14 protein-coding genes are annotated in these 13,275 nt (G+C 69.0%); 4 read left to right on the top strand and 10 right to left on the bottom strand.

Annotated features, from left to right (window positions below):
* Positions 1–47 precede the first annotated feature (47 nt).
* The 8 genes from KF889_17185 to KF889_17150 all read right to left on the bottom strand — a co-directional run bounded on the left by KF889_17185 (position 48) and on the right by KF889_17150 (position 7,781).
* Positions 48–1,049, bottom strand: coding sequence for a cysteine synthase A (locus KF889_17185; GenBank protein MBX3501176.1), 1,002 nt, complete (start codon positions 1,047–1,049; stop codon positions 48–50).
* Positions 1,050–1,125: 76 nt separating this feature from the next.
* Positions 1,126–1,998 (bottom strand): ribokinase, encoded by an 873-nt coding sequence (locus KF889_17180; protein ID MBX3501175.1) that lies wholly within the window; start codon positions 1,996–1,998, stop codon positions 1,126–1,128.
* A gap of 32 nt (positions 1,999–2,030) precedes the next feature.
* Entirely contained in the window at positions 2,031–2,630 is a 600-nt protein-coding gene (locus tag KF889_17175; GenBank protein ID MBX3501174.1) for an NUDIX domain-containing protein, read from the bottom strand.
* A gap of 198 nt (positions 2,631–2,828) precedes the next feature.
* The gene (locus tag KF889_17170; protein ID MBX3501173.1) at positions 2,829–3,221 is read right to left on the bottom strand and encodes an SRPBCC domain-containing protein; all 393 of its coding nucleotides are present in this window, start codon (positions 3,219–3,221) and stop codon (positions 2,829–2,831) included.
* A 64-nt stretch (positions 3,222–3,285) separates the two neighbouring features.
* Positions 3,286–3,636 (bottom strand): winged helix-turn-helix transcriptional regulator, encoded by a 351-nt coding sequence (locus KF889_17165; GenBank protein MBX3501172.1) that lies wholly within the window; start codon positions 3,634–3,636, stop codon positions 3,286–3,288.
* 63 nt (positions 3,637–3,699) lie between these two features.
* Positions 3,700–5,259 carry an NAD(P)/FAD-dependent oxidoreductase gene (locus KF889_17160; GenBank protein ID MBX3501171.1) on the bottom strand — a complete coding sequence of 520 codons (1,560 nt, stop codon included), beginning with the start codon at positions 5,257–5,259 and terminating at the stop codon, positions 3,700–3,702.
* 397 nt (positions 5,260–5,656) lie between these two features.
* On the bottom strand, positions 5,657–6,979 hold the full coding sequence (locus tag KF889_17155) for a caspase family protein (GenBank protein ID MBX3501170.1): 1,323 nt from the start codon (positions 6,977–6,979) through the stop codon (positions 5,657–5,659).
* Between the two features lie 106 nt (positions 6,980–7,085).
* Positions 7,086–7,781 (bottom strand): hypothetical protein, encoded by a 696-nt coding sequence (locus KF889_17150; protein MBX3501169.1) that lies wholly within the window; start codon positions 7,779–7,781, stop codon positions 7,086–7,088.
* Between the two features lie 155 nt (positions 7,782–7,936).
* On the opposite strand from KF889_17150, the gene KF889_17145 reads away from it, so the two are divergent.
* The 3 genes from KF889_17145 to KF889_17135 all read left to right on the top strand — a co-directional run bounded on the left by KF889_17145 (position 7,937) and on the right by KF889_17135 (position 10,535).
* Positions 7,937–8,485: a hypothetical protein gene (locus tag KF889_17145; protein MBX3501168.1), complete on the top strand. Its 549-nt coding sequence runs from the start codon at positions 7,937–7,939 to the stop codon at positions 8,483–8,485.
* Positions 8,486–8,772: 287 nt separating this feature from the next.
* Positions 8,773–9,156 (top strand): hypothetical protein, encoded by a 384-nt coding sequence (locus KF889_17140; GenBank protein MBX3501167.1) that lies wholly within the window; start codon positions 8,773–8,775, stop codon positions 9,154–9,156.
* Complete coding sequence (locus KF889_17135) at positions 9,153–10,535, top strand: hypothetical protein (GenBank protein ID MBX3501166.1); 1,383 nt, start codon at positions 9,153–9,155, stop codon at positions 10,533–10,535. Before KF889_17140 ends, KF889_17135 begins: the two co-directional genes overlap by 4 nt.
* Before the next feature lie 123 nt (positions 10,536–10,658).
* On the opposite strand, the gene KF889_17130 is transcribed toward KF889_17135, so the two are convergent.
* Together KF889_17130 and KF889_17125 are read right to left on the bottom strand one after the other, a co-directional pair.
* Positions 10,659–11,285 carry an NAD(P)-binding domain-containing protein gene (locus tag KF889_17130; protein ID MBX3501165.1) on the bottom strand — a complete coding sequence of 209 codons (627 nt, stop codon included), beginning with the start codon at positions 11,283–11,285 and terminating at the stop codon, positions 10,659–10,661.
* A gap of 32 nt (positions 11,286–11,317) precedes the next feature.
* The gene (locus tag KF889_17125; GenBank protein MBX3501164.1) at positions 11,318–12,091 is read right to left on the bottom strand and encodes a 3-oxoacyl-ACP reductase FabG; all 774 of its coding nucleotides are present in this window, start codon (positions 12,089–12,091) and stop codon (positions 11,318–11,320) included.
* Positions 12,092–12,196: 105 nt separating this feature from the next.
* Here KF889_17125 and KF889_17120 point away from each other — a divergent pair, with 105 nt between their 5' ends.
* Positions 12,197–13,126, top strand: coding sequence for a LysR family transcriptional regulator (locus tag KF889_17120; protein ID MBX3501163.1), 930 nt, complete (start codon positions 12,197–12,199; stop codon positions 13,124–13,126).
* Positions 13,127–13,275: the final 149 nt, after the last annotated feature.

The raw sequence follows: 13,275 nt of genomic DNA, 5'->3' as shown, positions 1-13,275 counted from the left end.
CAGTTCAGTCCTCCTTCTCCCCGCCTTCGCGGGGAGAAGGAAAGAAATCAGGCCAGCCAACTCGGCACGGGCAGGTTCTTTTCGCGCAGCCACGTGGGATTGAACAGCTTGCTCTGATAGCGCTGGCCGCCATCGGCGAGGATGGTGACGATGGTCTTGCCTGGGCCCATCGCCTTGGCCAGCTGGATCGCGCCGGCGATGTTGATCGCCGAGGAGCTGCCCAGGCACAGGCCTTCGTGCTGCAACAAGTCGAAGATCAGCGGCAGCGCGTCCTCGTCCTTGATCTGGAAAGCCATGTCGACGGCGACGCCCTCGAGGTTGGCGGTGACGCGGCCCTGGCCGATGCCTTCGGTGATCGAGTTGCCTTCGGCCTTCAGCTCGCCGCGCGTATACCAGGCGTAGAGCGCCGCGCCCATCGGATCGGCGAGCGCGATCTTGACGTTGGGATTGCGCTCCTTCAGCGCCAGCGACACGCCGCCCAAGGTGCCGCCGCTGCCCACGGCGCAGGTGAAGCCGTCGACCTTGCCGTCGGTCTGCGCCCAGATCTCCGGGCCGGTCGTCCTGTAGTGGCCGTCGCGGTTGGCGACGTTGTCGAACTGGTTGGCCCAGATCGCGCCATTGGGTTCGCTCTTGGCCATCTCCGCTGCCAGCGTGCCGGAGTAGCGCACGTAGTTGCCGGGATTGGCGTAGGGCAGGGCGGGCACGAGGCGCAGGTCGGCGCCGCAGAGCCTGAGCATGTCCTTCTTCTCCTGGCTCTGCGTCTCGGGCATCACGATCACGGTGCGATAGCCCTTGGCGTTGCCGACCAGCGCCAGGCCGATGCCGGTGTTGCCCGCGGTGCCCTCGACGATCACGCCGCCGGGCCGCAGCTGGCCGCGCTTCTCCGCGTCCTCGACGATCGCCAGTGCGGCGCGGTCCTTCACCGAGCCGCCGGGGTTGAGGAACTCGGCCTTGCCGTAGATCTCGCAGCCGGTCGCCTCGGAGGCGGCCTTGAGGCGGATCAGCGGCGTGTTGCCGATGCTGTCGAGGAAGCCGGAACGGACGTCCATGGTCGTTGTGCCCAAGAGGAGGGGAAGGTGGCCGGAACCTAGCGCCATGCGCCACGGCCGGGCAACCCGAACCGCCTCATGCGCGCATGAGCGCCACGACCTCGGCGAGACGCGGCATCGCCGGCGCCGCGCCGCGCCTGGTCACCGCCAGCGCGGCGGCGGCATTGGCGAAGGCGAGCGCCGAGCCGGGCCGCGCGGTCGCCAGCGCCGCGGCATAGGCGCCGACGAAGCAATCGCCGGCGCCGGTGCTGTCGACGGCATTGACCGCGCGACCGCCGACGGTCTGCGGCGGCGCGTCGCCTCGCAACAGCAGCGCGCCGCGGCGGCCCAGCGTAACGATCACCGCCATGTTGGCGCGCCGCAGCGATTGCGCGGCGGCCACGATCTCGGCCACGGCGCTGTCCTCGCTCAGCCGCGCGTTCGACAAGGTCGCGAGCTCGGTCTCGTTGACCACCAGCACGTCGGTGAGCGCCAGCAGAGAGTTGGGGACGGTCGCGGCCGGCGCGGCGTTGAGAATGGTCGTGGCATTGCGGGCGCGGGCGAACAGCCGTTCGCTCACCGCGACCGGGGTTTCGAGCTGGGCGACCACGACGTCGCCATCGGCGATGTCGACCGACGAGATGTCGGCGTCGGTCATGCTCATGTTGGCGCCGGGCACGACGACGATGCTGTTCTCGCCGCGGCTGACGACGATCTGCGCGATACCGGTGGGCGCCTCGCCGGTCCGGCGCACGCCGGATGCATCGACGCCGTCCGCCTCGATCACCTCGAGCAGTCGAGCGCCGAACGCGTCATGCCCGACGCATCCGATCATCGCAACGCTGGCACCCAGCCGCGCCGCCGCCACCGCCTGGTTCAGGCCCTTGCCGCCGGGCAGGGTGTGGAAGGCCGAGCCCATGACGGTCTCGCCGGGCAGCGGCAGGGATGGCGCCTCGGCGACGAGATCCATGTTGAGGCTGCCGGCGACGATGACCCGGCCGCTCACCGCCACCTCTCGCGCACCGTCTCGCGGTGCAGCAGCAGCCACAGCATCGAGGCCAGGCCGCTGGCGCTGGCGATCTCGCCGCGCTCGAGCATGGCGCGCGCCTCGGCCAGCGCAAAGACGCGCACCAGGATGTCCTCGCCCTCGGTCGCGAGGCCGTGGATGCCGCCGGCCTTGCTGGCATCGACGCGCCCCAGGAACTGGGTCACCGTCTCCGACGTGCCGCCGGGGCTCGAGAGATAGGTCTGCATCGGCAGCAGCTCGAGGATGTCGAGGTCGGCCTCCTCGCGTGCCTCGCGCCGCGCGACATCCTCGGTCGTCTCGCCTGCATCGATGATGCCGGCGACGATCTCCCAGATCCAGGCCTGGCGACCCGCGACATGCGCGCCGGGCCTGAACTGGCGGATCAGCACCACCGCGTCGCGTACCGGATCGTAGGGCAGCACGGTGGCGGCATGGCCGCGCTCGAAAATCTCGCGCCTGACCTCGGGGCCGACGCCGCCGGCGAACAGCGTGTGGCGGAAGCGGTACTCGCCGATCTCGAAATAGCCCTTGAAGGCGGTGCGCCTCTCGACCGAGACGACCCGTTCCTCTTTCATCGCTGGACTCCGGCGTTCACGTCGGCGCCAGCGGTAGCAGACATCGCACAGCCGACCAAGAGGAGGGCGCATGAGTCCATCCCGCTGGTGGAATGCCTTCCCCCGCTGGCGGGGGAAGGTAGGAGTGGAAACACCATATGCGATCGCCCTGCCTGTCATCCCAATCGCAGCGATGGATGACAGATGGGCTCGACGACGTCAGAGCGTCTTCAGATAATCCATGAAGCGCTCCATCGTGCTGGTCCAGCCGCCCTTGTGCGATTGGGCCGAGGCGACGGTGTCGAAGCCGGTCTGCCACAGCGTCAGCCGCGTCCTGTCCTTGCCGGCCTCGGCGAACAGCACGGTCACCGTCGTCTCGTGATCGGGCGCGCCGCCGACATCGTCGGTGACGTAGGTGAAGACCAGCCGCTCCGGCTCGACCACCTCGCGATAGATGCCGTAGCGCAGGAAGACCTTGCCCTCGGGCGAGCGGATCTCCTTGCGCCACTTGCCGCCGGGCCGCACGTCCATCTGGCACGACACCATGGTGAAGCCCTGCGGGCCCCACCATTCCTGGACATGGCCGATCTCGACCCAGGCGCGATAGACCATGGGACGCGGGGCATCGAAGGTGCGGGTGAGGACAAGCTCGCGCTCGCCCGGCTGGGCAGGAATCCTATTTTCGGCGGCCACCCTTCTTCCCTTTCGCTTGCAGGGCGCGCAGATGCGCTTCGAGACGATCGAAGCTCTGTTCCCAGAAGCGACGGTACTGGTCAAGCCAGTCGGTGGCGTCTTTCAAGGGGGCGGCCTCCAGCTTGCACGGGCGCCACTGCGCCTCGCGGCCGCGCGTGATCAGCCCGGCGCCCTCCAGCACCTTCAGGTGCTTGGAGACCGCCGGCAGGCTCATGTCGAAGGGCTCGGCCAGCTCGGTGACCGACGCTTCGCCCTTCACCAGGCGGGCGAGGATGGCGCGCCGCGTCGGGTCGGCAAGGGCGGCGAAGGTGGCGCTGAGATGGTCGGAGGCCATGGCGGTGCGGGCAGATCCCTCAAATTAACTAATGGGTTAAATATACGCCTAGCGCCGGCGAAGTCAAGAAAGCGTGGCGCCGGTGCGGCCATCCTCCCCGGCCGCCGGGCGCACCGCGCCGGTCGTCGGATACTCCTGCACCGAGAACGGCACGCCGTCGTGGCGGCAGATCGCCCTGATCGCCGAGCGCGCGGTCAGCAGGCCGCTGGGCAGGCCGCCGCCGGGCTGCACCCAGTGCCCGACCATGGCGAAGTGGTACAGGCCGCGCAGCGTCTGCGGCAGGCCGCCGAAGCCGGTCCGCGGCGTCATCAGCCAGCCCTCCATGCTGCCCTGCCAGTTGCCGGTATAGGCCATGACCGTCGCCGGCGTGGCGACGTCGAGCACCTCGATGTCCCGGGCGACGCCGGGCAGGCGGCGGGCCAGGACGGCGATGACGGCGTCGGCGACGCGCTGCTTTTGCGCCTCGTAGCGCCGCGGCTGGTCGCGGCGCAGCTCGGCCCACCAGGCGTGATTGCGCGTCGGCAGGAAGCAGGTGACGGCGGTCTTGCCCGGCGGCGCGAAGGTCGGGTCGAAGTGGAACAGGCGGAACGACAGGCTCTGCAGCCGGGTCTGGGGATCGACCTCCAGCGCCTGGTCGAGCACCAGGGTGAGGTAGCCCGGCTCGCGCGACAGCTCGCGCGCCACGCCGAGCGAGACCTGGACATAGGACGGGAAGGTCTCGTAGCCGGCGAAGGCCTTCTCGAAGGCGGGATCGTTGTACCTGCCGCCGAGCAGCTGGTGCAGCGTGGCGTGCGCGTCGGCGGCGGAGATCACCCAGTCGGCCGGGATCATCTCGCCGTCCTCGAGCTGCACGCCGATGGCGCGGTCGTTCTCGACCAGCACCTTGGCGACCCGGGTGCCGCAGCGCACCCGCCCGCCGAGCACGAGCAGCTCGTCGAGGATCTCGCGGATCAGCGCCTGCGAGCCGCCGATGGCGTAGCCGGCGTTGCGCGCGCTCATCCAGGCCAGCGAGATGACCAAGGCGAGCAGCGACAGCCGGCCGGTCGCGCCGCCCTCAAAGAAGCGCCGCAGCAGGGAGTGCTTGTAGCGCCGGGCATAGGTCTCGGTGCTGAGATGCGCCAGGCGCCACAGCAGGGGCAGCTCGGGCAGCACCTTCATGAAGCCCACCAGCATCGCCGGCCACGGCTCGCCGATCGGCGGCATCGGCACGTTGACGAGGTGACGCACGGCGTCGACGAAGCGGCGGATCTCGCCTTCGTCCTGCGGCGCGACCCGCAGCAGCTCGGCTTCCAGGCGATCGACGTCGGTGTAGATGCGCAGGCTGGCGCCGTGCTCGTCCTCGAGCCGCACGAACTCCTCGTGATCGACGAAGCGCAGCCGCTCGAAATCGCAGACCTCGCGCCACTGCGCGTGCAGCGTGCCGTTGGGATTGGAGCCCACCAGCCAGTGCATGCAGGTCTCGAAGGTGTAGTCGCCGCGCCGCCAGCTCGCCGCCAGGCCGCCGACGCTGTTGTGCTGCTCGACCAGCTCGACGTCGTAGCCGCACTTGCGGGCGTAGACAGCGGCGCACAGGCCGGCGATGCCGCCGCCGACGATGACGATCCTGCGTGTGCCCTGTGCCATGCGCCCGCGCTCCCCTGCCAGCCGGCCCAATAGGCACGGCGGCGCGCGGCGCGCATTGACCCAGATCATGCCGGTGCATGGTCTTGCCTTCCCCCGGAGGGGGAAGGGAAGTGCGGTATCCTCTTTCCTTCTCCCCGCGCAGGCGGGGAGAAGGTGCCGAGCGTCAGCGAGGCGGATGAGGGGCTTCCTCGCGCAACGACGATCACCGTCGTTGTCGAGACTCCGCGAAGCCCCTCATCCGCCCTTCGGGCACCTTCTCCCCGCCTTCGCGGGGAGAAGGAAGACCCGACCTACGCTGATGAACCCGACTCGTTCGCTATCCTGACGCCGCACACCGAGGAGGAAGGCGCGGGCGTCGTGAGCAGGCCGGATCCGTGATCGCTGGCCGTGCTTGCGCCTAGCGCCGGTCGATGACCGTCCGGAAGGAGCCGCAGACCGAGTCCCTACAATTCGACGTGATGCGATTGCCGTCGGCAGAGATCGTCCCGGTGCAGGTTCCGACCGTGGAGATTCCGACCGCGTAGGCGGTGCGGTAGCTGACCTCCACCCGTTGGCCGGTTACCACGCTGGTACCCTGCGACGTATAGGAGCCGCGACATCCCTGCCCCGAAGCGGTGAAGTGATAGCGATCGCCGGACTGGGTCATCGAGTACACGGCGCCCCAGTTGTCGACCCAGCGCGTGGCAACGGGCACATCCCGGCGCAACGCTGTCGATGGACCAGGGGCGACGGGGGTTGCGACCGGCGTACCCTGACCACCGGGTGCCGGCTTGTTCTTCAGCGCGGCGAGCCGGTTGCGCGCCATGCCGGCGAACTGGCCGTTGGGATACTTCTTGAGATACTCGTTGTAGTCGCCGGCCTGGCCGCTCTTGTCGGCTGACTGCCACATCGCGAGCTCGAGCTGGCGATCGTCGAAGGCGGGGGCGCCCGGCGGTGCCGGGGTGGCGGCCGGGGATCCCGGCGGCTGCGCCGCTGCGGCGGCGTGGAAATAGAACTCGCCGCGGAAGGACGAGCTGACCCATGGTGTCTGCTTGTTGCCCGATGCGCGGGCCACGCCATCGATGGTGCGCTTGAATACTTCCTCGAGCTTCAGCCCGGGCATCACGATCGCCTTGAGCAGCTCGGTCGTGTACAGCCCGTTGGCGCCGTCGCCATCGGCCGCGGTCTCGCCCGGCGCCGTGGCGTAGGCGATGACGGTGCCGCGCGGCGCATCGGTCTGCGCCAGGCCGCGGCTCGTCGAGCGGAAGCGGCGCGCGAAGGGATTGTCGCGGCAGGCGTCGAGGATCACCAGGCTGAGCCGGGCGCGCGCCTCGTCGAGCCGGCTGAGCACGTCGTTGACGTCAAGCGTCTCATACTTGACCTCGTCCTCGTTGCTGAGCGCGGCGTCGACCGGGATCAGGTAGTTGAGGCCGCGCACCTGCATGCCGTGGCCGGCGTAGTAGAACAGCCCGACGCCGCCGGGCGTCAACTTGGCGGAGAACTCGCGCAACCCCTCGAGCAGGCCGCGCCTTGTGGCATTCTCGCGCAGGATCACATCGAAGCCGGCGTCGCGCAGCACCTCGGCCATCGCACGTGCGTCATTCACCGGATTCCTCAGCGCCTCGGCGTTCTGATAGGCGCCGTTGCCGACGACCAGGGCGACGCGCGATTCACCCTGGGACCACGCGGTCGTCGACCACGCCAGTGCGAGGCCGATCAGGACGACAGACCACCACCTCATGACGGCCTCCCCTTTGAGGCCATGATACACAAAGTGGCTCGCGTTGTGACGGGCCGCGCGGCGCAACGACCCCAGACGGGCGGGCGCCGGGCTCCGACGACGTCGGCTAGTCGATCACCACGCACACACGCGCCACGTCGTCGCCCTTCAGCAACAGGGTGGCATTGTCGAGCGCGCCGATGAATTGCGTGTAGAAGTCCTTGGTCGCCGTGGCGGCGATCGGGCCCAGGATGCCGAGGTTGGTGGTGGTGCCGACCGTCGAGGGAAACGTGACGCCCGAACTTGACTTGGCGGTAGCCTGCAGGCTGCGGGCATTGACCAACTCGGCGGAAGCGGTGACGGCGCCCGGTGTCGGGTCGTTCACCACCTTGGCAAAGAAGCCCAGTTCGCCATTCTTGATGCTCGGACCGTTGTAGCCGACGATCTCCAGCCCGCCCACGCCGCGACCGCGCAGCTTGCTGGCCAGCACCTCCACCGTGGAGGTGCCGGCCTTGCCTCCCACCTGCGCGCCGGCATAGCAGGAGGTCACGACCAGCTTCTTCAGCGCGCCGGTCACGCCCAGCGTCGGGTGGGCCAGCGCGTTCCCGATCTCGTCGGCGGACCAGCGCTCGATGGCGCCGGGCTTGCCATGCCCGACCAGCGCCAGCCCGGTCACTGCCGACAGGTTGAGCGTGGATGAAAACGGCACTACCCGGGTGTCGGGCACGCTCTGGCTGTAATTCAGCTTGGACAAGGCAAAGGCCACGCTGGTCTGGATCACGAAGTCGTACTGCCCGTGCGAGTTCTCGAACACGATCACCATGACGTTCTCCCCGCCTGAGTCGCCCATTCCCAGTACAACCGTGAGATGGTGCGAAAGCTATCACTCTGCTTGGATGGCGGGAAGCGGTGATCGCGGGATTGTGCTGACTGCAACAGGACTGAAGTAGTGGAGATGACAGCGATGCTGAGGGCACCGTGAGCAGGCCGGATCCGCGATTGCTGGCGGTGCTTGCGCGCTTCGACCTGGCGGACCGGTTCGCCGAGGCGCACGGCCGGCACGGATCGACCGAGCGCAAGCTGGCCGCGTGGAGCGACCTGGCGATCATGCTGCTGCACGAATACGCGCCCGAGTTCCGCCGCGGCGGCCGCAGGCGCGAGCAATGGCTGACCGATGCGGAGATGACCGAGGTGTTCCGCGCCGGGCTGCAGAGCGGCGCCGGCCTGCTGCCCGTCCTGCTGTGGCCCGACAAGATCGCGCAGGCTTGGCTGCTGCGCGCCGTCGATCGCTACAAGGGCAGGCTGCCGACCAAGACGCTGACCCGGCCGGAGGTGGCGCGGCGCGAGCTGCCCCGGCGCTTCCAGTCGATCAAGAAGCCGGACGCGCTGCGCCAGAAGGTGTCGGCGGCGCGCAAGGCGGTGGGCGGCGAGCTCGACCTCTACCTGCCGGAATCGACGTACCGTTTGCTGCGGGGGGCTTTCGGTAACGCCGCGGTCCCTTCCTCGGGCAAGCCCGACCAAGCTTAATCACCTCGGGTCAAGCGCGGACTCCAGGCCTGCCCTGGATGTCTCGCTGCGCTCGACATGACAACGGTTTGTCATCCCGAGCGCTGCGAGGAATCCAGGCGGGTCCTGGATGTCTCGCTGCGCTCGACATGACAGCGGACTGTCATCCCGAGCGCAGCGAGGGATCTACGCGGGTTGCCTGGATCCCTCGCTGCGCTCGGGATGACAGGTGCCGAAGGTGATGAGATGACGACAATCCTGAACTACGCCGATCCGAAGGAGCGGGGCCTCGTGCCCGGGCTGAGCCGATGCCTGGCACCGCCCCGCTGACGCCGCAGATCCTCGAGCGGCTCGGCCAGCTGATCCTGCTGCTGAGCTCGCCGCACGACGGCGAGAAGGTCGCCGCCTGTGGCGCGATCACGCGCACCCTGGGGGCCGCCGGGCTCGACCTGCATGCCCTGGCGGAGATCGTCCGGCGCGCGGCCGCCGCCGATGCGCCGCCCGATCCGCCCAGGGACGCGACATCGCCGCAGGGCAGGGCCGCCTGGTGCCTGCGCGTCGGCGCCGCGATCCTCAAGTCGCGCGAGCGCAAGTTCCTCCACGACATCGCCCGCGCGCGCTTCGCGCTCACCGACAAGCAGCGCGTCTGGCTCGAGGCCATCGTCGAGCGGGTGCAGGCGGCCGCAAGATGAGCGCCGAGACCGCCGAGCGGGCGGAGCTCGACCTGGAGAGCGACGCGCCGGTGTTCTCCGACGACGCGCTGGCCCTGGACTTCGCGACGATCCACGCCGACCTGCTGCGCTACGTCGCCGGCTGGGGCGCCTGGATGCATTACGCCGACGGGCGCTGGCGGCAGGAAAGTACGCTGTTCGCCTTCAACCAGGCGCGCCGCGTCTGCCGCTGGCGCGCCGCCTCGGCGACCGACAGCCGCGTCGCCATCGGGCTGACCTCGGCCAGGACCGTGGCCGCGGTCGAGCGCATGGCGCAGGCCGATCGCCGCATGGCGGCCACCGTCGAGCAGTGGGACGTCGACCCGATGCTGCTCAACACGCCGGCCGGCGTGGTCCATCTGAAGACCGGCTTCTGCCGGCCGCACGATCCCGCCGACTGCCTGACCCGGATCACGGCGGTCGCGCCCGACCGGACGGCGAGCGCGCCGAACTGGGCCGCCTTCCTGCGGCGCGTCACCGGCGACGACGCAGAGCTGATCGGCTACCTCAAGCGGCTCAGCGGCTACATACTCACCGGCCGCACCGACGAGCAGATCCTCGCCTTCGCCCACGGCACCGGCGCCAACGGCAAGAGCGTGTTCATCAACACCATCGCCGGCATCCTCGGCGACTACGCGCGGACGGCGCCGATCGAGACCTTCACCGACAGCGCGCTCGAGCGCCACCCGACCGAGCTCGCCATGCTGCGCGGCGCGCGCCTGGTGAGCGCCGTCGAGACCGAGCAGGGCCGCCGCTGGGCCGAGTCGCGCATCAAGGCGCTGACCGGCGGCGACAGGATAGCGGCGCGCTTCATGCGCCAGGATTTCTTCGAGTACGTGCCGCAGTTCAAGCTGCTGATCGCCGGCAACCACAAGCCCAGCCTGCGCAGCGTCGACGAGGCGATCCGCCGGCGCCTGCATCTGATCCCGTTCGCCGTCACCATTCCGCCCGCCGAACGCGACCCGTCGCTTGCCGCCAGGCTGCGGGCGGAGTGGCCCGCCATCCTCGCCTGGATGATCGAGGGCTGCATCGAGTGGCAGCGCCACGGGCTGATGGTCCCGCACGCCGTGCGCGCCGCCACGGCGCAGTACATCGAGGCCGAGGACGCCTTCGGCCAGTGGCTCGGCGAATGCGTGCAGCGCCGCGAGACCGCCTACGAGACCACCGCCGACCTCTTCGCCTCGTGGAAGGCCTGGGCCGAACGCGCCGGCGAACATCCCGGCAGCCTCAAGCGCTTCAGCCAGACGATGAGCGATCGGGGGTTTGAAGGCAGACGGCAAGCGCGGACCGGAAAGACCGGCTTCGACGGCGTCCACCTGATCCGCCCGGGCTACACCGACGATCCCCGTTACGGCGGCTGATCCGGCGAGGGGTGAAGGATGGTGAAGGATTTTCCGTTATCGACCGTCCGCGCACGTGACGCCGATAACCCGACAAAGGTTCACCATCCTTCACCCCCGGCTGGTCTCGAAGCGCTGTTCCGGTCAGGGAAGCGGCACGGGCGCGGGGCGATCGAACTTCACGAGATTGAGCGCGGGCAGCGGGCCGCCGGGGAACTGCGCCAGCGGCGCGCCGATCGAGAGTGGCCCGAGATCGAGGCCGAAGAAGCCGAGCCGTTCGATCAGGCTGCCGACCTCGGCCCGCGCGCGCGCATCGTCGCCCGAATAGAACAGCACGCGGCGTCCGCCTTCAGCCGCCGGATCGTCGGAGAGGAGATCCGGCGGCAGGTGATTGAACGCCTTGACCACGCGCGCGCCGGGTACGAGCTCGGCGAACACCGCCGTCGATGTGCGGCCGTCAAGGTCCGCCGGCTTGAAGAGGGGCGCCTCGATCGGATTGTTGGCGTCGATCACGACGCGGCCGGCGAAGTCCGGCAGGCCGCCCAGGGCCGCGGGCAGTCTGGACCAGTTCACCGCGACGAGGACGATGTCCTTCGCCGCGGCGTCCTCGCGCGTGCCGGCGGTGATCGTCGAGCCGATGGTACGCACGACGTCGCGCAGCGAATCCGGGCCGCGGCTGTTGGACAGGGTCGCGGGGATGCCGTGGCGCGCCAGCGCGCTGGCGAAGGCCCGGCCGATATTGCCGGCGCCGATGATGCCGATGCTGCTCATGGCTGTGTCTCCTTGGAGTGGATGCGATGGGATCAGGCGGTCAGGCCGCCATCGGCGACGATGTCGGCGCCGGTGACGAAGCTCGCCTGCGGGCTGGCGAGGTAGGCGACGACGCCGGCGATCTCGGCCGGCTTGCCGTAGCGGCCCAGCGCGATGCCCGGGCCGACGATCTGCGACACCGGGCCGTCGGCCGGGTTCATGTCGGTGTCGGTCGGACCGGGATGCACCGTGTTGACGGTGATGCCGCGCGGACCGAGATCGCGCACCAGGCTGCGGTTGAAGCCGGTGATCGCACCCTTGGTCAGGGTGTAAAGCGACGCGCCGCCGAAGGCGACGTAGCGGACGGTCGACGAGCCGATATGGATGATGCGTCCGCCGGGCCGCATGTGGCGCGCGGCCTCCTGGGTGGCGACGAAGACTCCGGTGACGTTGACCGCGATCATGCGATCGTAGTCGGCCATCGCGATCTGATCGATCGGTCCGCCCAGAGCCAGCCCGGCGTTGTTGACCAGGATGTCGATGCCGCCGAAAGCCTCGACCGTCCTGGCGACCGCCGCGCGCACGGCGGCGGGATCGCCGGCGTCGGCGCGGATGGCGAACGCCCGACCGCCGGTCGCCTCGATCTCGGCGACGACGGCGGCCGCTTTGTCTGGTGAGGCGCTGTAGGTCAGGGCAACGGCCGCGCCGTCGGCCGCCAGGCGCCGTGCGATGGCGGCACCAATGGATCGCGAGCCGCCGGTGACAAGGGCGACCTTGCCGGCGAGGGTGGCGAGGGACGCCTGAGGTGAAGCAGCGATGTCGATCATGGTCGGGACCTCCGATTGTGCTGGGCCCAACCTGCATGGTTCATTGCAATTAGATTAGGCGGTAATCTCTTGCAAATATTTCAATGAATCATTGAAAATGAGTCCATGGAAACGCTCGCCAATCTCGAATCCTTCGTCCGCAGCGCTGAAGGCGGCAGCTTCTCCGAGGCCTCGCGGCGCCTCTCGCTGACGCCGGCGGCGGTCAGCCGCAACGTCGCGATGCTGGAGCGTAATCTCGGCGTGCGCCTCTTCCAGCGCTCGACGCGACGGCTGACCCTGACCGAGGCCGGCGAACGGTTCCTGCTGTCTATCGGCGGCAGCCTTGAAGCGTTGCAGACGGCGATCGCCAACGTCGCGACCGACTCGGCGGAACCCGCCGGTGTCCTGAAGGTCAGCATGGCACCGACCTTCGGTATCGCGCACGTCCTGCCGCTGTTGCCGGCGTTTCGATCGCGCTATCCCCGGATCCGGCCGGATTGGCACTTCGAGAATCGCACTGTCGACCTGATCGGCGAATCCTATGACGCCGCGATCGGCGGTGGCTTCGAACTGGCGTCGGGTGTTGTGGCGCGGGCGATTGCGCCGGCGCACATCGTGGCCGTCGCGTCGCCCGGGTACATGGCGGGTCGCGTATCACCGACCGATCCATCGCTGCTTGCTGCGTTGGACGGCATCGTGATGCGCTCGCAGCGCACGGGACGCGTCCGCCACTGGACCATGCGCGACGCCTCCGGTGTCGAGATGGTGGAGCGGCTCGACGAATCCATCGTGGTGAACGATCCGGCGGCGATGCGCGAGGCCGCGCAGCTGGGACTCGGCGTGGCGATGATCGCCGTGCCCGATGTGCTGCACGATCTGGAGAATGGCACGCTGATCCGGCTCATGCCGCGCTGGTACGCGGATGCCGGCGCGATCTCGCTCTACTACGCGACCCGTACATTGATGCCAGCCAAGACGCGCGCCTTCGTCGACTTCATCGTCGAAGCGTTCCGACGTCAGCGCCTGGCCGAACGCTTTGCCGGCAGTATCGGTTGAGTTCGATGCGCGACGGGGAGGTTGGCTCCGGAGGAGGGAATGCACTGCGCCTTTAGCGCATTGTTGGCTCGACGATCGGCAAATCGGCGATGCCAACGGTCAAATTGCCCTTCAATTGCTCTCGTCGCGCCTTCGTCACCCAAGCGCTC

Source organism: Alphaproteobacteria bacterium, assembly GCA_019635875.1.
GTDB lineage: Bacteria > Pseudomonadota > Alphaproteobacteria > Reyranellales > Reyranellaceae > JAFAZJ01.
The sequence above is the reverse complement of the archived record's forward strand: the minus strand, read 5'-3'. Positions and strand labels throughout refer to the sequence as shown.